14 protein-coding genes are annotated in these 21,247 nt (G+C 65.1%); 12 read left to right on the top strand and 2 right to left on the bottom strand.

Annotated features, from left to right (window positions below; translation table 11 throughout):
- The first annotated feature begins 7 nt into the window (after positions 1-7).
- The 7 genes from ruvA (at position 8) to CKV91_RS06685 (ending at position 8,788) form a co-directional block, all read left to right on the top strand.
- The gene (ruvA, locus tag CKV91_RS06715) at positions 8-613 is read left to right on the top strand and encodes a Holliday junction branch migration protein RuvA (protein ID WP_021103362.1); all 606 of its coding nucleotides are present in this window, start codon (positions 8-10) and stop codon (positions 611-613) included.
- A gap of 166 nt (positions 614-779) precedes the next feature.
- Positions 780-1,796 (top strand): Holliday junction branch migration DNA helicase RuvB, encoded by a 1,017-nt coding sequence (ruvB, locus tag CKV91_RS06710; RefSeq protein ID WP_021105854.1) that lies wholly within the window; start codon positions 780-782, stop codon positions 1,794-1,796.
- Positions 1,797-1,964: 168 nt separating this feature from the next.
- On the top strand, positions 1,965-2,477 hold the full coding sequence (gene yajC, locus CKV91_RS06705; RefSeq protein WP_021103359.1) for a preprotein translocase subunit YajC: 513 nt from the start codon (positions 1,965-1,967) through the stop codon (positions 2,475-2,477).
- A gap of 144 nt (positions 2,478-2,621) precedes the next feature.
- Positions 2,622-4,247 (top strand): protein translocase subunit SecD, encoded by a 1,626-nt coding sequence (gene secD, locus CKV91_RS06700; RefSeq protein WP_036957582.1) that lies wholly within the window; start codon positions 2,622-2,624, stop codon positions 4,245-4,247.
- Position 4,248: 1 nt separating this feature from the next.
- Positions 4,249-5,508 carry a protein translocase subunit SecF gene (gene secF, locus CKV91_RS06695; RefSeq protein ID WP_021105855.1) on the top strand — a complete coding sequence of 420 codons (1,260 nt, stop codon included), beginning with the start codon at positions 4,249-4,251 and terminating at the stop codon, positions 5,506-5,508.
- Positions 5,508-6,041 carry an adenine phosphoribosyltransferase gene (locus CKV91_RS06690; protein WP_021103356.1) on the top strand — a complete coding sequence of 178 codons (534 nt, stop codon included), beginning with the start codon at positions 5,508-5,510 and terminating at the stop codon, positions 6,039-6,041. The genes secF and CKV91_RS06690 overlap by 1 nt, the downstream gene beginning before the upstream one ends.
- A gap of 431 nt (positions 6,042-6,472) precedes the next feature.
- Positions 6,473-8,788 carry a RelA/SpoT family protein gene (locus CKV91_RS06685; RefSeq protein ID WP_021105856.1) on the top strand — a complete coding sequence of 772 codons (2,316 nt, stop codon included), beginning with the start codon at positions 6,473-6,475 and terminating at the stop codon, positions 8,786-8,788.
- A 279-nt stretch (positions 8,789-9,067) separates the two neighbouring features.
- Here the strand turns inward: CKV91_RS06685 and CKV91_RS06675 are convergent, their stop codons facing one another.
- Positions 9,068-10,312 (bottom strand): DUF349 domain-containing protein, encoded by a 1,245-nt coding sequence (locus CKV91_RS06675; RefSeq protein WP_023035328.1) that lies wholly within the window; start codon positions 10,310-10,312, stop codon positions 9,068-9,070.
- 30 nt (positions 10,313-10,342) lie between these two features.
- Here CKV91_RS06675 and CKV91_RS06670 point away from each other — a divergent pair, with 30 nt between their 5' ends.
- Together CKV91_RS06670 and hisS are read left to right on the top strand one after the other, a co-directional pair.
- Positions 10,343-11,011: an MBL fold metallo-hydrolase gene (locus CKV91_RS06670; protein WP_065860663.1), complete on the top strand. Its 669-nt coding sequence runs from the start codon at positions 10,343-10,345 to the stop codon at positions 11,009-11,011.
- A 145-nt stretch (positions 11,012-11,156) separates the two neighbouring features.
- Complete coding sequence (gene hisS / locus CKV91_RS06665; protein ID WP_065860664.1) at positions 11,157-12,521, top strand: histidine--tRNA ligase; 1,365 nt, start codon at positions 11,157-11,159, stop codon at positions 12,519-12,521.
- A 193-nt stretch (positions 12,522-12,714) separates the two neighbouring features.
- Here hisS and CKV91_RS06660 read toward each other — a convergent pair whose 3' ends face one another.
- The gene (locus CKV91_RS06660) at positions 12,715-17,193 is read right to left on the bottom strand and encodes an acyl-CoA dehydratase activase-related protein (RefSeq protein ID WP_411791905.1); all 4,479 of its coding nucleotides are present in this window, start codon (positions 17,191-17,193) and stop codon (positions 12,715-12,717) included.
- 85 nt (positions 17,194-17,278) lie between these two features.
- On the opposite strand from CKV91_RS06660, the gene CKV91_RS06655 reads away from it, so the two are divergent.
- From CKV91_RS06655 to aspS, 3 genes are all read left to right on the top strand, one after another.
- A complete protein-coding gene (locus tag CKV91_RS06655; RefSeq protein WP_065860665.1) occupies positions 17,279-18,031 on the top strand; it encodes a TetR/AcrR family transcriptional regulator in 753 nt (250 codons plus the stop codon).
- A 78-nt stretch (positions 18,032-18,109) separates the two neighbouring features.
- Entirely contained in the window at positions 18,110-19,183 is a 1,074-nt protein-coding gene (locus tag CKV91_RS06650) for a hypothetical protein (RefSeq protein ID WP_023035333.1), read from the top strand.
- Positions 19,184-19,311: 128 nt separating this feature from the next.
- Positions 19,312-21,123: an aspartate--tRNA ligase gene (aspS, locus tag CKV91_RS06645; RefSeq protein ID WP_065860691.1), complete on the top strand. Its 1,812-nt coding sequence runs from the start codon at positions 19,312-19,314 to the stop codon at positions 21,121-21,123.
- Positions 21,124-21,247: the final 124 nt, after the last annotated feature.

Raw genomic sequence — 21,247 nt, 5'->3', positions numbered from 1 at the left:
TCCTCGCATGATTTCTCACCTGCGTGGCACGGTTGCGGCCGCCGGACCCACCTGGGTCGTCGTCGACGTGGGCGGGGTGGGAATACGCGCGTCCTGCCCACCGGCCACCGCCGCCGCAGCACGGATGGGGGAAGAAATTCATCTCGACACCTCCCTGGTGGTACGGGAGGATTCCCTGAGCCTCTTCGGATTCGCCACGACGGCTGATCGGGATGCCTTCGACATCGTCCTGGGGGCGGTGGGCGTCGGCCCCAAGCTGGCTCTGGCGATCCTCTCGGTACTGGACGCCGCCCGTCTCAAGGAAGTGCTGCAGAGCGAGGACGTCTCAGCCCTGTGCACCGTACCGGGGATAGGCAGGAAGACCGCGGCCAAGCTCATGGTGGAACTCAAGGACAAGGCCGTGCACCTCGAGGGTGGCCCCTCGGCCACGCCTGCTCCCAGCAGCACCGACACGTCATGGCGCCAGCAGCTCATGGAAGGGCTGGAGGGGCTGGGCTGGTCCACGCATGATGCCGAGCAGGCCGTCGAGACCGTGGCCCCACTCAAGGACGACGATCCCCGGGCCTCCCTCGGGGTGCTCATGCGAGCTGCACTGCGCAGTCTGGCACGATGACCCTGCACCCCCTTGCACCGACAACCGGGCGCGACGAGAACGGCAAGGCCATGATCCCCGGCGCGGCAGACTGGGACCTTGGCCAGCACATCCTTGTCGTGCGAAGGATGTCGCGTCATGGTGACAGTGTTGGGTCAGGGGTGCATTCGAGAAAGGACGACCGATCATGGAGACCTCACCGGTGACGCCGTGGGCAGATCCCCCGGAGAAGGCTGAGGAGGTCGCCCTGCGACCCAGCGCTCTGGCCGAGTTCCAGGGCCAGAAGCGGGTCGCCGATCAACTTGGCCTGGTACTCGCTGCCGCTCGCAGTCGCGGTGGCACCCCTGACCATGTCCTGCTCTCCGGTCCTCCCGGGTTGGGCAAGACTACCCTGGCCATGATCATTGCCGCCGAGATGGGCGCACCCATTCGCATCTCGTCCGGTCCGGCGATCCAGCACGCCGGTGACCTCGCAGCCATCCTCTCCTCACTCACCGAGGGGGAGGTGTTCTTCCTCGACGAGATCCACCGCATGAGCAAACCGGCCGAGGAGATGCTCTACCTGGCCATGGAGGACTTCCGAGTCGACGTCGTCGTCGGCAAGGGCCCGGGGGCCACGGCCATCCCCATCGACATCCCACCCTTCACCCTTGTCGGGGCAACGACCCGGGCCGGACTGCTGCCCGGGCCGCTGCGAGACCGATTCGGGTTCACCGCTCAGCTCGACTACTACGACACCAACGACCTGGCGCGCATCGTCGAGCGGTCCTCCGAGGTGCTGGGGGTCGACCTGGCCGAGGGCACCTCGTCGACCATCGCCAGCCGTTCCCGAGGCACACCACGTATCGCCAACCGACTGCTGCGTCGGGTACGTGACTACGCCGACGTCCATGCCCAGACACCCGTCACCCCACAGGTCGCTGCTGCCGCCCTGGACCTCTACGAGGTGGACGAGCTGGGCCTGGATCGTCTGGACCGTGCCGTCCTAGAGTCCATCTGCGGCAAGTTCCACGGTGGCCCGGTGGGGTTGTCGACCCTTGCCATCAGCGTGGGGGAGGAGCCGCAGACGATCGAGGAGGTCGCCGAGCCCTTCCTGGTTCGTCTGGGATTCCTCATGCGTACCCCACGTGGCCGAGTCGCCACCGAACGGGGCTGGCAGCACCTGGGCATGCAACCCCCGCAGAACCGCACACAGCTGTTCTGAGTCACTGCTGGAACGGACTGCGCCCGTGGTCGTGCCCGCCGCACGACCGAGGCCCGGCGCTGTCGGTGACATCGTCTGCTCATCAGCACGACAGCGGTCATTTTTCGCCGTTGGAGGGATGGGCGGGTATCATATGTGCGCCAGCGTTCCGTCGTAGAAAGCAACCTCATGCCCCTTCAGAGCTCCAACGCGTTCGCGCAGTTGATGCCCGCGATCCTCATCTTCATCGTCATCCTGGTCGTGATGTCCTTGGTCACACGACGCCAGGAGAAGAAGCGTAACGAGGATCGCGAGACCCTGGAGTCCTCGCTGCACCCCGGCGACCGGGTCTTGCTGCACAGCGGTGTCATCGTCACCGTTGACACCATTGGCGACAAGCAGCTGTGGGTGGAGCTGGCCCCGGACGTCAAGGTCGTCGTGCTCAAGGCCGCCGTCATGCGCAAGGTGACGGATTCCGAAGAGGAATTCATCGTTGCCGAGGATCAGCCCGAAGACATCGACGAGCCGGCCGAGAACTCGGCACAGGAGGCCCCCGCCGATCCGACGGAAGGTGCGTCGGAAGACACCACTGCCGAGTCCGATGACTCGCTTCCCGACGCCAGCACCACCGTTGACGGTGACACGAACACCACCATCTCCTCCGAGGGGGAGTACCCTTCGGCTGGAGAGCAGCGCGACTGACGCGCGGCACAACCCCATCACGAGTCTCTCCGGTCAACCGGTGAGTGACGTCGTCTGATCAAGGATTCCTCGACTGTGGCAACTCAGAAGAAACAACCGCGCCCGGGCAGGACATTGACGATCTTCTTCGTCTTGATTCTTGCCATGTACGTGCTCATGGCGGCCACCCGGACGTGGACGCCACGTCTGGGCCTGGACCTCAAGGGCGGCACGTCAGTGACGCTGACCGCCAGCAGCACCAACGACAAGTCCGTGACCCCGACCAGCCTGGAGCAGGCACGCGTCATCATCCAGCAGCGCGTCAACTCCTTGGGAGTCGGTGAGTCCTCGGTCAAGACGATGGGTGATCGCAACATCGTCGTCTCGGCCCCCAACGTGGACTCCGAGAAACTCGTCGACATGGTGGGGCAGACGGCCCAGCTGGGATTCCGCATGGTGAACACCTACGACCGGGCACCGGATGCCGGAGCCTCACCGTCACCCTCGGCCTCGCCGTCCGCCGGACCCAACGGCATCAAGGCGACGACACTGCCCGAGGCAGCTCCCAGCAGTTCGGCCAGTGCCAGTTCCGGCCCCAGCGCCTCCGCCAAGGACAAGAAGGCTGAGCCCAGCGTGGCCACCGCCCAGAAATGGCAGCCCAGCGAGGCGGACCAGGAGGCCTTCACCAAGTTCAAGTGTGGCGATCCCATCACCGACGAGCCGGGCAAGCCGCTCATCACCTGTGACCGTGAGAAGCAGCTCAAGTACATGCTCTCCCCGGTCGCCTTCCCCGGCACCGTCGTCACCGACGCCAACCAGCAGCAGCTCAGCAATGGAATGGGCTACGGGGTCGGCCTCAAGTTCGATTCCAAGGGTGCCAAGGATTTCGCCGACGCGACGACCTACCTGTGCAGCCAGCAGGACCCGCGCAACCAGTTCGCCATCGTCCTGGACGGCAAGGTCATCAGCGCGCCGCGTCTGGACGGCAGCAAGGGAGGGCAGTGCCCGATCACTGCGGGGGAGGCGCAGATCACCGGCAACTTCACCATGGAGTCCGCCGACGACCTGGCCAACGTCCTCAAGTACGGCGCCCTGCCACTGTCCTTCGACGTCTCCAGCGTCGACACCGTCTCGCCGACCTTGGGTGGTGAGCAGCTCAATGCAGGTCTCATCGCAGGAATCATCGGCCTGGTCCTCGTGGCCGCCTACGCGCTCATCTACTACCGCGGACTGGGCGCTGTCACCATCGGATCACTGTTGGTTGCCGGCCTGGGCACCTATGCAGCCATGGTGCTGCTCGGCCCTGCCGTGGGCTTCACCCTTTCACTGGCCGGTATCGCCGGTGCCATCGTGGCCATCGGCATCAGCGCCGACTCGTTCATCGTCTACTTCGAACGTATCCGAGACGAGATCCGAGACGGCGGAACCCTGCGACGCTCCTTGGAGACCGGGTGGCAGAAGGCCCGCGGCACCATCCTCATGGCGGACGGCGTCTCACTGTTGTCGGCCATCGTGCTGTTCCTGCTGTCGGTGGACCAGGTCAAGGGATTCGCCTTCACCCTGGGCCTCACGACCCTCATGGACCTCTTCATCTGCTTCTTCTTCACCCACCCACTCATCATCCTGCTGGGACGCACGAAGTTCTGGGGTGAGGGACGCCGTGGATCCGGCCTGGAGGCAGCCCACATGGGTGTGACCCAGGATGCCCTGCTGGGCAGGAGGCGTCGACGCACGGCGCGATCCCGTCGCACAGCACACGCATCCGCCACCAACACGTCCGAGGAGGCCTGAGATGCCCAATTCGACGATTGCCGACGTGGAGAACCAGGACACCGAGGTGACCACGAACGACGAACGGAGGGCGGCAACCGGCCAGAAAACCGGATTCGCCCACAAGCTCTACACCGGCCAACTCACCTACCAGTTCATCCCGCACCGCAAGCGCTGGTACGTCGTCACGGCGGTCATCATCCTGGTGGCCCTGGGCGGACTCATCTTCCGCGGACTCAACCTGGGCATCGACTTCCGGGGCGGCGTGGAGTTCCGGGCCAACGTCTCTGCCACCAGCGCCAGCGCCGACGACATTCGCCGTGCCGTCCTCGACACCGGTCTGCCCGAGCTGGATGGCACCCAGGTCGTCGAACTCGGATCCGACCAGGTGCAGATCCAGACCCGCGCCCTCGACTCCTCGGAGGTCACCACCCTCAAGAAGGGCATTGCCAAGGCATCCGGATCCAGTGAGTCCTCGGTCACCTACTCCAAGGTGGGCAGTCAGTGGGGCAGCCAGATCACCAAGAAGGCCGTCCAGGCCCTGGTGGTCTTCCTCGTGCTCGTCATGCTGCTCATCTGGGCGTACTTCCGGGAATGGAAGATGTCGGTGACGGCCATGCTCGGCCTGCTCAACAACCTCATCGTCACCCTCGGTGTGTACGCCCTGGTCGGATTCGCGTTCACCCCGGCAACCCTCATCGGTATGTTGACGATCCTGGGTTACTCGCTCTACGACACCGTCGTGGTGTTCGACAAGGTTCGCGAACTCACCCGTGACCTCGATCGATCCCCGTACACCTATGACGAGGCTGTCAACCGGGCCCTCAACCAGGTGTTCGTCCGCTCGGTCAACACGACGATCATCGGTGTGCTCCCGGTGGCAGCCCTGCTGTTCACCGGCGTGTTCATCCTGGGTTCCGGCCCGCTGCAGGACCTCGGCATGGCGCTGTTCGTCGGTATGCTCGCCGGTGGTTACTCCTCGATCTTCGTCGCCACCCCGCTACTCACCGAGTTCCGCAGGAACGAGCGCGTCGTCAAGGACCACGACGCGAAGGTGCTGCGTCGCCGTACCAAGGAGGAAAAGGCCGCCGATCGCACCCGCAGTAGGTCCCAGGAGTCGGGTGCTGGGGAGAGTGCCAGCTCAGCCGATGATGCTGCCGATGGGGCAGGGATGCCACCCAGCTCGTCGGTCGCACGAGAAGCTGCCGAGTCATCCACCTCGTCCGCCAGCTCCGCACGTCCCCAACCCCGTCGAATGACTCGTTCCCAGAGGAAGAAATGATGGAATCCAAGAGTGAGCTCATCGAAAGCCTCATCCGCGACGTTCCGGACTTCCCGAAGCCCGGGGTCGTCTTCAAGGACATCACCCCGCTGCTGGCCAACCCCAACGGTTTCTCCGCAGCTATCGAGGAACTGGTGCTGCGTTCCCCACGCGACATCGACGTGGTCGTCGGCATGGAGGCTCGCGGCTTCCTCTTCGCCGCTCCGGTGGCCCTGGCCATCGGGGCTGGATTCGTGCCGGTGCGCAAGCCGGGGAAGCTCCCCGGCCAGGTGTATTCCGAGACCTTTGCCCTGGAGTACGGGGAGGAGACCCTCACCGTCCATCAGGACGCCATCAAGCCCGGGTCGCGCGTCATGATCGTCGACGACGTCATGGCCACCGGCGGCACGGCCGTCGCCACCGCGAACCTGCTCAAGCAACTGGGCGTGGAGCTCGTCCACGTCTCGGTGCTCATGGAGCTCAGCTTCCTGCACGGCCGCGATGCCCTCACCAACTCAGGAATCGACTCCTTCAGCTCGGTGCTCACGGTCTGAGCCCTACCACGGCCGTCCCCGAGACGCGGGATCCCAGGACAATTTGGTACGGAACGACTCGACACCGAGCGGTTCGATCCAGGACGATTCAGCACAGGGAGATCCGGCACAAAGTGATTCGGCCCTGGATGATTCAACACAGGGCGATCCGGCACGTCGGCAACACCCCGGTGGCCCTCCCACGTGGTACCGAGATCGTGGCACTCACGTCGCTGCATCCTGCGTGAGCGTCCGGGACGCCCGGGGCCGAGGGCACACCGTTTCCCGGGCGTGCGCACCCTTGAAAGCAGACGATCATCCTGGGGCACGTCGCGGGCGTTGAACGCGCCACGACACACTCCGGTTCTCAGTTCGCTGTGGGCATCTGCCCACGTACCAGACGCCAAGGCACTAAACTGGCCAAAACCATAGATGTGAAGGAGGTCGCCGCCATGGCCGACGAAAGCGTCTATGGCCCGTACCACGGCAGCAAGTCCGCCCTGGGCGTGCCCGGCAAGGCCCCGGACAAGCCGCCACAGCCCCGCATGGGGATGCGGGAGCGTCTCATCCGGTGGAGCAGCCCGAAACCTCAGAGTCAGGGCGTGCTCGACCCGCTGCTGGCTGTCGTGCTCAGTCAGCACCCCAAGGCCGACGTCGCCCTGCTACAGCGTGCCTTCGACACCGCCGATCACTACCATCGCGGCCAGAAACGCATCTCCGGCGACCCGTACATCACACATCCACTGGCCGTCACCATGATCCTGGCCGAACTCGGCATGGACGACCAGACCCTGTGTGCCGGGCTGTTGCACGACACCGTCGAGGACACCTCCTACACCAAGGAGCAGCTGACCGCGGATTTCGGCGAGGAGATCGCCCAACTGGTCGACGGCGTCACCAAGCTCGACAAGGTGCAGTACGGCGACTCGGCCAAGGCCGAGACGATCCGCAAGATGGTCATCGCCATGAGCCGAGACATCCGGGTGCTCGTCATCAAACTTGCCGATCGGCTGCACAACATGCGGACCCTGGGTTACCTGCGTCCGGACAAGCAGAATCGCATCGCCAAGGAGACCTTGGAGATCTTCGCCCCGCTGGCCCACCGCCTTGGTATGAATGCCATCAAGTGGGAGCTGGAGGACCTCGCCTTCGCCACGATGCAGCCCAAGGTCTACGACGAGATCGTCCATCTCGTCGCCGAACGGGCGCCGGGGCGTGAGAAACAGCTCAAGGAGGTCATCGAGATCGTCCGTGCCGACCTCACCGAGGCCGGTATCACGGCCACGGTCTACGGGCGCCCGAAGCATTACTACTCGATCTACCAGAAGATGGTGGTGCGTGGCCGGGACTTCTCCGACATCTACGACCTCGTCGGTCTGCGCATCCTCGTCGACACCCCCAGGGACTGCTATGCTGCCTTGGGCGTCATGCACGTGCGATGGAACCCGCTTCCCGGCCGGTTCAAGGACTACATCGCCATGCCGAAGTACAACATGTACCAGTCCTTGCACACGACCGTGCTGGGACCGGGCGCCCACCCCGTCGAGTTCCAGATCCGCACGCACGAGATGCACCGTCGCGCCGAGTACGGTGTCGCCGCCCACTGGAAGTACAAGGAGGACCCCAACGCGGTCGGCAAGAAGGTGCAGGCCGACGGCTCGGACCTCTCGTGGGTCCACAACCTCAATCAGTGGTCCCACGAGGAGGATGACCCCAACGAGTTCCTCGACGCGCTGCGCTTCGAGATCAACTCCCGCGAGGTGTACGTCTTCACCCCCAAGGGTGACGTCATGGCCCTGCCGCAGGGTGCCACACCGGTGGACTTCGCCTACGCGGTGCACACCGAGATCGGCCACCGCTGCATCGGGGCACGTGTCAACGGACGCCTGGTGCCACTGGACTCCGAACTCAGCAATGGCGACGTGCTGGAGATCCTCACCTCAAGCGCACCCGACGCCGGGCCGAGCCGCGACTGGCTGGGGTTCGTCGCCTCTGGACGGGCCCGGTCCAAGATCAAGTCGTACCTCACCAAGGAACGCCGGGAGGAGTCCATCGAGCGAGGCCGCGATGCGATTGCCCAGCAGATCAAGCACCAGGCCCACTACCTGCAGAGCGTCCTCACCCTGGAATACCTCACCGCCGTTGCCGACGAACTGCGCGTGAGCGACGTCAACGCCCTCTACGCAGCCGTGGGGGAGCACAACATCAGTGCCCAGACGGTTGTCGATCGACTCATCGACCTGGGGGGCGGGGCCGAGGAGACGGTCGCCGATGCCGGAGAGGATCTGCCTGTCACCGACGCCAAGCCCAGCAGGCAGCGCAACGGCGACATCGTCGTCGACGGCGACCCGGACATGCTCGTCAAACTGGCCAAGTGCTGCACCCCCATGCCCGGTGACGAGATCATGGGATTCGTCACACGCTCCGAGGGGGTGTCGGTCCATCGACGTGACTGCTCCAACGCCCAGCACCTGTTGAAGTTCCCCGAGCGAATCATCCCGGTGTCGTGGACCGGTGCCAAGGCCGACGGATACCTCGTCACCGTCCAGGTGGAGGGGCTGGATCGTTCCGGGCTGCTGCGTGACACCGGCAGGGTCATCGCCGAGCAGGGCGTCTCGCTGGTCTCCGCGGAGATGAGTGCCGCGAAGAATCACATCGCCCAGCTGCGTCTCACCTTCGTCTCACCCGACACCACTCATCTGCACCACCTCATCGAGTCCATCAAACGGATCTCCGGGGTCTACGAGGTGTATCGCGTCAAGGCCTGAGCACCCCGTCAGCTGTTGCCCGTGGCGGTGCCGAATTCACGGGATCTGCGGGGATAGAACGGAGTCTGCCGGGGCAGCAGAACCTGGGAGGCGCCAACGGAACCTGGTGCACCGGATGGGCAGCCGTGCGCCGGGAATCCAGGCGTCGGCAGCATGGCCCGAGGGAACACGGGCAGGGCCGACCACGTACCGTGACGGGCACGACGCAACACGTGGGGCCGGGAGATCCCCCCAGCCCCACGTTGACTCCCGGTCACGACATCACCCCGGGCCAGCACCTCAGGAGGTGAAGTCCTTGAGAGCCTTGCGAGCCTGGTCGAGCCAGGACTCGTAGGTGGCGATGGACTCGCGAGCCTTGGCGGCAGCAGCCGTCCTGGCATCCGCCTCTGCCTTGGCAGCGTCGGTCTTGAGCTTGTCGATCTGGGCAGTGAGCATGTCGACGGTGGCCTGGGCACGCTCCCTGGCCTGGGGATCGGTGCGTTTCCACTCAGCCTGCTCGGCGGAGTGGACCTTGCCCTCCAGATCCTTGACCCGAGCGTCGATGCTGCGCATGGCGTCGCGAGGCACCCGGCCGATCTCGTTGAACGTGGTGAGGAAGTCGCGCAGCGCCTCCTTGGCAGCCTCGACGTCCTTGACCGGCAGGATCTTCTGCTCCGCCTCGTCGAGCAACTTCTCCTTGGCCTCCTGGTTGCCGCGGTACTCCTCGTCCTGGATGGACTGGGCCTTGGCACGCGCGTCGAAGAAGACGTCCTGGATGCCGCGGAACTCCTTCCACAACTTCTCGTCGACGTCGCGCGGAGCCGGGCCAGCGGCCTTCCACTCATTCATGAGGTCACGGAAGGCCCGAGACGTGGTGCCCCAGTCGGTGGAGTCGGCGAGCGGGCGAGACCGCTCGATGATCTGTTCCTTGATCCTGCGGGCCTGTTCCCGCACGGCGTTCTGCTCGGCGAAGTGCGCCTTGCGGTGCCGGGTGAACTGGGTACGCGCCGTGGAGAATCGGTGCCACAGCTCGTCGTCGGTCTTGCGGTCGATGCGCGGAAGTTGCTTCCACTCCTCGAGCAGTTTGCGGAACCGCCCCACTCCGCCTCGCCAGTCGTTGGAGTGAAGGATCTCCTCGGCCTGGGCAACCATGCGCTCCTTGGCAGCCTTCGTCTCGGCATGGGCGGCAGCGCGCTCCTCGCGGCGAACCTCCGCCTTGGCCTCGATCGTGGGAGCCAGAGCGTCGACCCTGGCCTTGAGACCTTCCAGATCGCCGACGGCATTGGCCTGTTCGATCGACGTCGACAGCCGTGCTGCCGTGCGCTGCGCCTCGGCTGGTGCCACGGAACCCGAGGACACCCGCGACTCGAGCAACTCGACCTCCGTCTGCAACGACGTGAACCGACGGACGAAGAACTCCATCGCCTCGGAGGGGCTGGCATCCGGCACCTGTCCGACGGACCGCTCACCAGAGGATGTGCGGACGTAGACGGTCCCGTCATCGTCGACTCGGCCGAAGGACTGCGGACCTGTATCTTGACTCATGGAGCCAATTTTGCCCGATAAAATCGGTTTGTGCTCATCGTGTCATTCGTCATCGGACCATTTTCGGAAAATTGTTACGTCCTGGCCCACGAGGAGGGCGGTGACGCCGTCATCGTCGATCCCGGAATGGGATGTGTCGAGCCGCTCCAGCAGGCCCTCACCGCTCACCACCTGCGCCCAGCTGGGATGGTGTTCACCCACGGTCACATCGACCATGTCGGGGGAGCACGTGAGGTGAGTGAACTCCACGAGATCCCGTCCTACTGCCCGGTCGACGACCGTCATCTGCTCAGCGAACCGATGGAGGGACTGGCGGATTTCGCCCTGCCCCTGGTCATGAACCATTACGGCACCACCCACCTCACCGAACCCGAGACGGTTGTGGACGTGATGCCCGACACCCACCACGAGGTCGCCGGGTTCGACCTCGAGTTCATCCATGCCCCGGGCCACACCCCCGGTTGTTCCATGATCCGCTTCGTGGACGAGGAGCACGGCCCGATCATCTTCTCCGGTGACGTGCTCTTCGCCGGAGCCATCGGCCGTACCGACCTGCCCGGGGGAGACCCGAACGCCATGACAAGCAGTCTGCGAGACGTCGTGTGGCCCCTTCCCGATGCCACACACGTCCTACCCGGCCATGGTGGCAGCACCCAGATGGGGTATGAGAAGAAGGTCAACCCATACCTGCAACTGTGATGCGGCCTGCACCTCGTGATGCGGATAGACTTGGCCCACGCGACCGCGTGATCGTCACTCGATCTGCTGGTCTGGCATTCCCGGCCCGGCGAACCGGTCGACATCCGACCCATCCACTCAACGATTTGTCTCGAAGGAACGTTCCATGGCTCGTCTCAAGCCTCTGTCCGGTTTTCCCGAATTCCTGCCCCAGGGCCAGATGGTGGAGAACCATGTGACGCACATCCTGGAGCAGACCTTCGAACTGCATGGGTTCGCACCGATCCACACCCGCGCCGTGGAGACGATGGAATCGCTCACCCGCAAGGGGGAGATCGACAAGGAGGTGTACGTCGTCAACCGGCTGCACGCCGAACCCGGCGAGAAGCCCAACCCCAACGACCACCTCGGGCTGCACTTCGACCTCACCGTGCCATTCGCACGCTACGTTCTGGAGAACTCCGGCCACCTCTCGTTCCCATTTCGCCGCTACCAGATCCAGAAGGTGTGGCGTGGCGAACGCCCCCAGGAGGGCCGGTACCGCGAGTTCACCCAGGCCGACATCGACATCGTCGGCTCCGAGACCCTGGCCGAGCACCACGACATCGAGGCCCCGCTGGTGATGCTCGAGGCCTTGGAGCGATTGCACACCGAGTTGGGGTTCCCGACCGTGACGATGCACGTCAACAACCGCAAGCTCTCCGAGGGGTTCTACCGCGGCCTGGGCATCGAGGAACCCGCAGCCGTGCTGCAGCGCGTCGACAAGTACGACAAGATCGGTCCGGCAGCCGTCAAGGAGCTGCTCACGGGTGAACTCGGCCTGTCCGACGAGGTGGCCGACAAGTGCGTCGCCCTGGCCGGGATCTGCACCTCCGACTCGTCGTTCATCGAGCAGGTGCGTGACTTCGGCGTGCACAACGACATGTTGGAGGAGGGGTTGGACTCCCTGAACCGGGTGGTCGGTGCGGTGAACCGCGAGGTGCCCGGCCGCATGGTGGCCGACCTCAAGATCGCCCGCGGCCTGGACTACTACACCGGCACGGTCTACGAGACGATGCTCTCGGGGCACGAGTCGATGGGGTCGGTGTCGTCTGGTGGACGCTATGACTCGTTGGCCTCCGACGGCAAGCACACCTACCCCGGGGTGGGGATCTCGCTGGGGCTCACCCGGCTGCTCGCCCCGATGATCGGCAAGGGCAGCATCGCCGCGAGCCGCAGCGTGCCCAGCGCCGTACTCGTGGCCGTCAACACCGAGGATGATCGAGAGGTCTCCCAGCACATCGCCCGCCAGCTGCGCTCCCGTGGTGTTCCGTGCGAGGTGGCCCCCAAGGCGGACAAGTTCGGCAAGCAGATTCGCTATGCCGACCGTCGCTCGATCCCGTTCGTGTGGTTCCCCGGATCGGTGCACGACGGGGTCCGTGGTGATGACGAGGTGAAGGACATCCGCTCCGGTGAGCAGGTGGTGGCCCGGGCCGATTCGTGGAATCCTCCGGCCGCTGACCTGTGGCCCACCGTCGTCGGCACCTGGTGACGACGACGCAATCCAGGACGACGTCGCACCTGGTGACGACGCGATCCCAAACAGAGTCGTCACGTGATGGCCGGGGCCCAGCGGGTCCCGGCCTCGGTCATCGGTGGATGTCGAGCCGCGCCCGGTGGGCGGGGGGATGCGCCGATGGGTGCTGGGCGACTAGAAGCAGGGCAGGGCTTGGGCCGCCGTCACCTCACATGACACCGAGTGAGACGGCACCACGGGCGTCCTTGAGATCAACGGCCCCAGCCATACCGGCATGCTCGGAACCATCCTGATCCCCACCTTGCGTACCTGAGGCTGCGCCTGGACCATTCGTGGCCGAGCCGCCACCAGCGACGTGCTCCCCACGGATCGGCGCACCCTGCTCGACGTTCGTGAGCTCCTCATGCCGGTCCCGTGCCGTGGCAGCCATGAGCTTGATGCGGTTGAGCTGGTTCACCTGTGAGGCACCGGGATCGTAGTCGATGGAGGCGACGTTGGCGTGTGGGTACTGCCGACGGATCTCACGGAAGATGCCGCGCCCCGTGACGTGGTTGGGCAGGCAGGCAAATGGCTGCACCACGCAGATGTTGGGCACCCCCTCCTCGATCATGTCGATCATCTCGCCCACGAGGTACCAGCCCTCTCCGGACTGGTTGCCCAACTGGACGATCTGCTGCGCCTCCTCGACGATTCGCGAGATGTGGGTGGGCACCTCGAAACGTTGGGAGGTGCCCAGGGCGGCGTCCACCGGCTTCTGGTACTGCTGGAGCACGGCCAGGAACCCCTTCTTGAGGAAGCGCTTCCACTTCTCGGTGCCAAACGTCTTCCAGTTGTAGTCGCCACTGGTGAGGGCGTTGTGCACGAACCACATGAGCCCGGGCAGAACGGCCTCGCACCCCTCGGACTCGATGACCTCGACGATGTGATTGTTGGCATCGGGATGGAACTGCACGAGGATCTCACCCAACACCCCCACTCGCGGTTTGCGTGGCTCGTCACGCAACGGCAGGGCCTCGAAGGCGTCGACGATGCCGCGCACCAGTGCGGAGTAGCTGGTACGTCGTCCCCAGGTGGGGGAGGTGCCTCCGTCCTCGAAGTGCTCCCGACAGATCGTCTGCCACCGTTGCATGAGCTCGTCGGCTGAACCGGGCACGGCCTCGTAGGGGCGAGTGCGCAGGTGGACACGCTGGATGAGGTCGCCCAGGGTGACGGCCTGGGCCATGCGATGGACGAGCGGACCGGTGAGCTTGAACCCGGGGTTGTCCTCCAGACCCTGCAGGCTTGCCGCGATGACGGGGATCTGCCCGAATCCGGCATCCTTGAGGGCCTTGCGCAGCAGGGCGATGTAGTTCGTCGCCCGACACATGCCGCCGGTCTGGGTGAGGAACAGCGAGACGTGGTCCAGGTCGTACCTGCCAGACTTCAACGCCGAGACGAGCTGCCCGATGACGACGATGGCGGGGAAACAGGCATCATTGTTGACCACGGCCAGCCCCCGTTCGATGTCGTCGTGGGACGCCACCTTGAGCACCTCGACCCGGTAGCCGCACGAACGCAACGCCGCCTCGGCGATGGCCGTCTGGTAGGTGGCCAGCTGGGGGACGAGGATGGTGTGGGTCTTGCGCATCTGCTTGGTGAACCGGACCGGGGAGGCCGACACCTGATGGTTCACAACCGGACGATCCTCCTGACTGGCCCGCTCCTTGGCAGCGGCCTGCAGGGAACGCACCCGGATGCGTGCCGCGCCGAGGTTGGAGACCTCGTCGATCTTCAACGTCGTGTAGATGCGGTCGCGGGCAGCGAGGATCTCCCGTACCTGATCGGTGGTGATGGCGTCCAGCCCACAACCGAACGAGTTGAGCTGGACGAGTTCCAGGTTGCCCTGGCTGCGCACGAATGCCGCCGCCTGGTAGAGCCGGGAGTGGAACATCCACTGGTCACGCACCCGCAGTGGACGTTCCAGCAGATCGGCTCCCAGATGGGCCACCGAGTCCTCGGTGAGCACCGCCATGCCCAAGGAGTTGACCATCTCGGGGATGCCGTGATGGATCTCGGGATCGACGTGGTAGGGGCGTCCGGCCAGCACGACGCCGGGCACGTCGTGGACGCGCATGTACTCCAGCGCCTCCTCACCCATCCGTCGAATGTCTGCGTGGAAGGCCTCGTCCTCGGCGGTTCCAGCGGCAACGGCGCGCCGGGCCTCCTCCAGGGTGACACCGTCGGAGGCGAAGATCTCGGTGAGACGCTCGGCGAGCTTGTCCTCATTGGCCAGGGACAGGAACGGCGAGATGAGCTCGACACCTTGCTCACGCAGGGAGTCGACATTGGCCCGGATGACCTCGGGGTAGGAGGCGACCACCGGGCAGTTGAAATGCGCATCGGCCTGCTCCACCGAGACCCGCTCGAAGCGGATGCATGGGTCGAAGACCCGCTTGACGCCGCGTTGCACGAGGTCCTCGATGTGGCCATTGGAGAGCTTGGCGGGGTAGCAGATGTTCTCCGAGGCGATCGACTCCATGCCCTTGTCGAACATCTCATGGCTGGACCGCCCCGAGATCATCACCCGATAGCCCAGCGTGGAGAGCACCGTGAACCAGAACGGGTAGTTCTCGTACATGTTGAGCGAACGGGCGATGCCCATGTCGCCACGGTACGCCTTCTTGGCAGTGAGTCGGCGATAGGAGAACAGCCGCTTGTACTTGGCCTCGAAGAGGTTGGGCAGCTCCGACTTGGGGGCTCGCTTGAGTTTGCGATTGTCCACCTGGGCGCCACGTTCGCAGCGGTTCCCCGACACGAAGACGCGACCGTCGGAGAAGGTGGAGATGGTGCGCTGGCAGTGATTCTGGCACAGCATGCAGTCGTCGCGGTGGGTCTCCACGGCGAAACCGTCGAGCTCGCCACGGTCTCGCAACCCCACACCGGCCGGTTCCCCGGCGTGGAACCGGGCACGTGCCGTGAGGGCAGCTCCGTAGGCACCCATGAGACCGGCCTCGGAGGGACGAACCACCTCCCGTCCGGTGAGCAGTTCGAAGGCACGCAGCACGGCGTCGTTGAGGAAGGTGCCCCCCTGCACGACGACCTTGTCGCCGAGCTGGGCCGGATCGGTGAGCTTGATGACCTTGTACAGCGCATTGCGCACCACGGAGTAGCTCAATCCGGCGGCAATGTCGGCGGGGGAGGCCCCCTCCTTCTGCGCCTGCTTGACCGAGGAGTTCATGAACACGGTGCAGCGACTGCCCAGATCGACCGGGTGCTCGGCGTCCAGGCTCATCGCGGCGAAACTGCGGATGTCGGTGTCCATACCGGCGGCAAAGGTCTGCAGGAAGGAGCCACACCCCGATGAGCAGGCCTCGTTGACGCTGATGGAGTCGATGACCCCGTCGACGACGCGCAGGTATTTCATGTCCTGACCACCGATGTCGATGATCGAGGTCACCCCGGGGCACAGGTGGGCCGCAGCGCGGTAGTGGGCCATCGTCTCGACCTCACCATCGTCGGCGCCCAGGGCTGCCTTGACGAGTCCCTCCCCGTACCCGGTGGTGCAGGTTCGAGCGATGACGGCCCCGGTGGGCAGTTCGTCGTACAGGTCGGCGAGGATCCGCACCGCGGCATTGACCGGATCGCCCTCGTTGGAGGCGTAGGAGCTCGCGACGATGTTGAGGGAGTCGTCCAGCACGACGGATTTGATCGTCGTCGAGCCGGCGTCCACCCCCAGGAAGAGTTCTCCCTTGGCGTGGCCGATGGGGATGCGTGGCAACTTTGCGCGAGCATGTCGGGCGCGGAAGGACGCCAGTTCCTCCTCGTCATGGAAGAGCGGGGGCATGGACTGGTTGACGCCGGTGGCGGCCCGGCTGTGTCGGGCGACCCGTGCCAGCTCGTCTATCCCGATGGAGGTGCCGTGCGCGGTGAGAGCCGCTCCCATGGCGACGTAGAGCTGGGCACGCTCCGGGGTGACGAACTCGTCGACCTTGCCGTCGAGGATCGTGGCGAAGGCATGTCGCAGACTCGGCATGAAGTGCAGCGGGCCACCGAGGAAGACGACCTGTCCCCGGATCGGACGGCCGCAGGCCAGACCTGCGATGCACTGGGTGGCCACCGCCTGCATGACCGAGGCGGCAAGATCCTCGTGCTGGGCACCGTCGTTGATGAGCGGTTGCAGGTCCGACTTGGCGAACACGCCACATCGCGAGGCGATGGGGTACGTCATCGACGCGTTCATCGCCAGTTCGTTGAGCCCTGGGGCGTCGGTGTGCAGCAGGGTGGCCATCTGGTCGATGAACGCACCGGTTCCGCCGGCGCACGAGCCGTTCATGCGCTGTTCCGGTACCGGTTTGAGGTAGGTGATCTTGGCGTCCTCACCACCGAGTTCCAGCAGGACGTCGGCATCGGGGTTCCAGTGCTGCACCGCAGCGGTCTCGGCCATGACCTCCTGGATGAACGGGATTCCTAGGGCATCGGCAGTGCCCAGTCCGGCCGATCCCGTCACCGATGCGATGACGCGGCGTGCGGGCAGGGCCTCGGCGGCATCGGCGAGCAGGCTGGCAAGCGCACCGGTGATGTCAGCTCGATGTCGGCGATAGTCCTCGAAGAGGATCGGGGCGTCCGCGCCCGGATCGCCGTCGAAAACCACAGCCTTGATCGTCGTCGAACCGACGTCGAGCCCCATCCGCATGACCTGTGCGTCCATGTGTCCATTTCAACACCATGGAAATTGATCTGCACAATTGCACACCGAATCCCGGCGAGAAAAATCCGAGATTAGGCTGAGGGGTATGTCATCGGCATCTGCTCGCAGCACTGGCACGTCGGATCATCTGCCAGCTGGGCCACGACGAGGCCCCCGCACCGATGCTGGAGCGGCACGCTCGGCAATCCTCACCGCGGCACGCAGCCTCTTTCAGCAGATGGACTACCAGTCGGTGAGCATGCGAGCCATCGCCCGCACGGCCGGGGTGGACACCTCGTTGGTGAGCTACTACTTCGGCACCAAGCAGGAGCTCTACCTGCAGACGATCTCGCTGCCCAGCGGTCCGCATCGCATCATTGCCGAGGCCTGTGCGTCGTCGAGCATCGACGAGCTGGGGGAGACACTGGTACGTTCCTTCCTCACCGCCTGGCCCGGGCAGGGCACGGCGGATCAGGACGACCGGACAGCAGGAAACTCGATGCAGGGCATGACCCAGGCACTGCTGCAGGAACCCGATGCGTTCCACAATCTGCACGACTTCTACCAGCACATGATCGTCGAACCGGTTGCCCATCTGCTGGGTACGCGTTTCGACGAGCAGGAGGCCGAGGTGCGAGCCGCCCTGGCGGTCACCCATCTGCTGGGAATCTTCATCACCCGCACCATTGTGGGACTCGACGCCCTGCGCCACCTGCCTGACGACGAACTCATCGCCCGGGAGGCCCCAACCCTCCAGACGATTCTCACCGGATCGCTCCCCTCATCGGCCCCGATCGACGACGTCTGGAAGGACAACCCCGGCCCGGCAAACACCGTGCCCCGTGGCCGCACCCCATGAATCCGGACTAGGCTGGGGTGCCAAAGACCGACAGGACGCACCGCTGCACACCTGAAGACACATGTGGGAGAGTTCCAAATGACGATTGCCATCAAACTCGGCTTCCTCGATGACGCGCCGATTGTCGGCGATGACGGACAACTGACCAAGCATGGTTCGGGATCCAACATCGTCGAACGACTGATGAAGATGTACCCCCATGCCGTCATCGTGGGACACGAGAACAAGGACTGCCCGGACTTCCGACTGCGTACCCTGGACAATCTCGACGTCAAGTCGACCCTGCTCATCAATCTCGACGTCATCGACTCGGTCGGCGCCTTCCAGGTGATGCACCGCGAGGGACTCGAACCCAAGATCATGAACTTCCAGTGGCTGCCGCCGTCGCACTACCACCACAAGGTGAACTTCGCAGCGATGGGTATGTCGTACGCGCTCTTCCCCACCCTGTGCGCGGGGGAGCGCACGGCTGGTGAGGTCGTCGAACTGGCACGGCGATGGATGATCCCACCGCTGGCCCACCAGTGCCGTGTCGCCTGGGTGCAGCCCGGTATCCGTGACGACCTCCTGCGCGAGCACGTGGATCCGGAGGTCCCGACCGTCCTTTACCCGTCGATCCACCTCAACGACAACAAGCAGCCCAAGGTCTTCCTCGACATCGTCTCCGAGGTCGCCGAGCACATGCCGCTGCAGATGGAGGCCCGGCTGGGACAGCGTGACCTGGCCAGCGTCCTCGCCATGAAGATGAGCTCACCGACCTGGGCCCAGGTCGGTCCGCTCTTCGGCGAGCGCGAGGAGTACTGGGAGGCGTTGGCACGTACGACGGCCTTCCTGGCCACCGCGAAGGACGAGGCATACGGGTTCGAGTACATGGAGGCACTGCTGGCCGGCGTCGTCGGCGTGCTGCCGCGCGCCAAGTGGAGCAGCGACATCGTCCCGGAGACCTACCCCTATCTCTACGACAACTCGCGTCATGCCGTCGCCCTGCTCGAGGAGGTGCTCACCGATCCCAAGGCGGCCCGGGCGAAGATCGATGAGTCGGCTGGTGGACCGATCAGCGAATGGATCCTCGGGCACCATCGCCGTTCCGGCGGCAATGAGGCCATCGCCAACCAGATCAGCGACTGGTTCCCGGAGATCTCGGCCGACTGAGAGTACGCGACGCTCATTCCCCACACCACGTGAACTCCCGTGATGCGGTGCGGTGGCGTGGGGGATAGTGTGGTGCCTGGTCTGCACCGTCTATGCATGGCCCACCACACAATGGAAGGATGAATCCCGTGCTGCGAACCCACGACGCCGGAAGCCTGCGCGCCAGCGACATCGGCGAGGAGGTGACTCTCGCCGGATGGGTCGGTCATCGACGCGACCATGGCGGCGTGGCCTTCATCGACCTGCGTGACGCCTCGGGGCTTGCCCAGGTCGTCATCCGCGACGAGATCCTCGACTCCTCAGGTGCCCATGACCTGCGCAACGAGTTCTGCATCCGCGTCACCGGCGTCGTCGAGGCACGTCCGGAGGGCAATGCGAACCCGAACCTGCCGTCGGGTGAGATCGAGGTGAACATCTCCACCCTCGAGGTGCTCAACCCGTCGGCACCCCTGCCGTTCCAGATCGACGAGCACATCAACGTCGGTGAGGACGCCCGTCTCAAGTATCGTTACCTCGACCTGCGTCGTCCACGTCAGCACGAGGCCCTGGTGCTGCGCTCCAAGGTGACGCACAAGATTCGCGAGGTGCTGGACCGCCACGACTTCTACGACATCGAGACACCGACCCTCACCCGCTCCACCCCGGAGGGGGCTCGTGACTTCCTGGTACCGGCCCGTCTGGCCCCGGGCAGCTGGTACGCCCTGCCACAGAGCCCCCAGCTGTTCAAGCAGCTGCTCATGGTCTCCGGCATGGAGCGTTACTACCAGATCGCGCGATGCTACCGTGACGAGGATTTCCGTGCCGATCGCCAGCCCGAGTTCACCCAGCTCGACGTTGAGATGAGCTTCGTCGAGCAGGACGACGTCATTGCCCTGGCCGAGGAGGTCATGGGAGAGTGCTGGAAGCTCATCGGAGTGGACATTCAGGCCCCGCTGCAGCGCATCACCTGGCACGACGCCATGAACCGTTTCGGCTCCGACAAGCCCGATCTACGATTCGGCAACGAGATCACCGAGGTCACCGAGTTCTTCGCCGACACCCCGTTCCGGGTGTTCCAGGCGGCCTACGTCGGTGCCGTCGTCATGCCGGGCGGTGCCTCCCAGCCACGTCGTCAGTTCGACGCCTGGCAGGAGTGGGCCCGTACCCGCGGCGCCAAGGGTCTTGCCTACATCACGGTGGCCGAGGACGGCACACTGGGTGGCCCGGTCGCCAAGAACATCTCCGAGGCCGAGAAGGCCGGAATCGCACGGAAGGTCGGGGCCAACCCCGGAGACGCGATCTTCTTCGCCGCCGGTGCCCGTACCGCCTCCCAGGAACTGCTCGGCGCAGCCCGCCTGGAGATCGGCAAGCGCTGCCACCTCTACGAACCGGGTGACTGGGCGTTCTGCTGGGTCGTCGACGCCCCACTGTTCAAGTCGACCAAGGAGGCCGAGAGCTCGGGCGACGTGGCCGTCGGCGACGGGGCATGGACCGCGGTGCACCACGCCTTCACCAGCCCCACCCCCGGCTGCATCGACACCTTCGACACCGATCCGGGATCGGCCTTGGCCTATGCCTACGACTTCGTCTGCAACGGCAACGAGGTCGGCGGTGGCTCCATCCGTATCCACCGCCGTGACATCCAGGAACGGGTGTTCAAGGTCATGGGCATCAACGCCGAGCAGGCCCAGGAGAAGTTCGGCTTCCTGCTGGACGCCTTCAAGTTCGGCGCCCCGCCACACGGCGGCATCGCCTTCGGACTGGACCGTCTGGTCATGCTCCTGGGAGGATTCGACTCCATCCGCGACGTCATCGCCTTCCCCAAGACGGGCAACGGCTTCGACCCGCTCACCGAGGCTCCCGCCCCCATCACCCCGCAGCAGCGTCGTGAGGCCGGTGTGGATACCAAACCCGCCAAGAAGAAGGATGCCGAGGCGAAGGACGCAGCGTCCGCGAAGTGATCGCAGACGTGGGTTGAGCACGTCCGCACCCGGTGTCATCCCCGATGGGGACAGCCGGACCCGACGAGGCTGACCGTTCGGCCCCGCACCCACGGTGTTCTGCCAGCAGAGTCACCGGATGCGG

It is taken from the genome of Cutibacterium granulosum (genome assembly GCF_900186975.1).
GTDB classification, from domain to species: Bacteria; Actinomycetota; Actinomycetes; order Propionibacteriales; family Propionibacteriaceae; genus Cutibacterium; species Cutibacterium granulosum.
Note: the sequence above shows the minus strand (reverse complement) of the source record. Positions and strands in the feature narration are given on the sequence as shown.

Bases quoted from the DNA above. Each gene is read 5' to 3' on its own strand.
- ruvA (WP_021103362.1), top strand. From the start codon at position 8: ATGATTTCTCACCTGCGTGGCACGGTTGCGGCCGCCGGACCCACCTGG.
- ruvB (WP_021105854.1), top strand. From the start codon at position 780: ATGGAGACCTCACCGGTGACGCCGTGGGCAGATCCCCCGGAGAAGGCT.
- yajC (WP_021103359.1), top strand. From the start codon at position 1,965: ATGCCCCTTCAGAGCTCCAACGCGTTCGCGCAGTTGATGCCCGCGATC.
- secD (WP_036957582.1), top strand. From the start codon at position 2,622: ATGTACGTGCTCATGGCGGCCACCCGGACGTGGACGCCACGTCTGGGC.
- secF (WP_021105855.1), top strand. From the start codon at position 4,249: ATGCCCAATTCGACGATTGCCGACGTGGAGAACCAGGACACCGAGGTG.
- CKV91_RS06690 (WP_021103356.1), top strand. From the start codon at position 5,508: ATGGAATCCAAGAGTGAGCTCATCGAAAGCCTCATCCGCGACGTTCCG.
- CKV91_RS06685 (WP_021105856.1), top strand. From the start codon at position 6,473: ATGGCCGACGAAAGCGTCTATGGCCCGTACCACGGCAGCAAGTCCGCC.
- CKV91_RS06675 (WP_023035328.1), bottom strand. From the start codon at position 10,312: ATGAGTCAAGATACAGGTCCGCAGTCCTTCGGCCGAGTCGACGATGAC.
- hisS (WP_065860664.1), top strand. From the start codon at position 11,157: ATGGCTCGTCTCAAGCCTCTGTCCGGTTTTCCCGAATTCCTGCCCCAG.
- CKV91_RS06660 (WP_411791905.1), bottom strand. From the start codon at position 17,193: ATGGACGCACAGGTCATGCGGATGGGGCTCGACGTCGGTTCGACGACG.
- CKV91_RS06655 (WP_065860665.1), top strand. From the start codon at position 17,279: ATGTCATCGGCATCTGCTCGCAGCACTGGCACGTCGGATCATCTGCCA.
- CKV91_RS06650 (WP_023035333.1), top strand. From the start codon at position 18,110: ATGACGATTGCCATCAAACTCGGCTTCCTCGATGACGCGCCGATTGTC.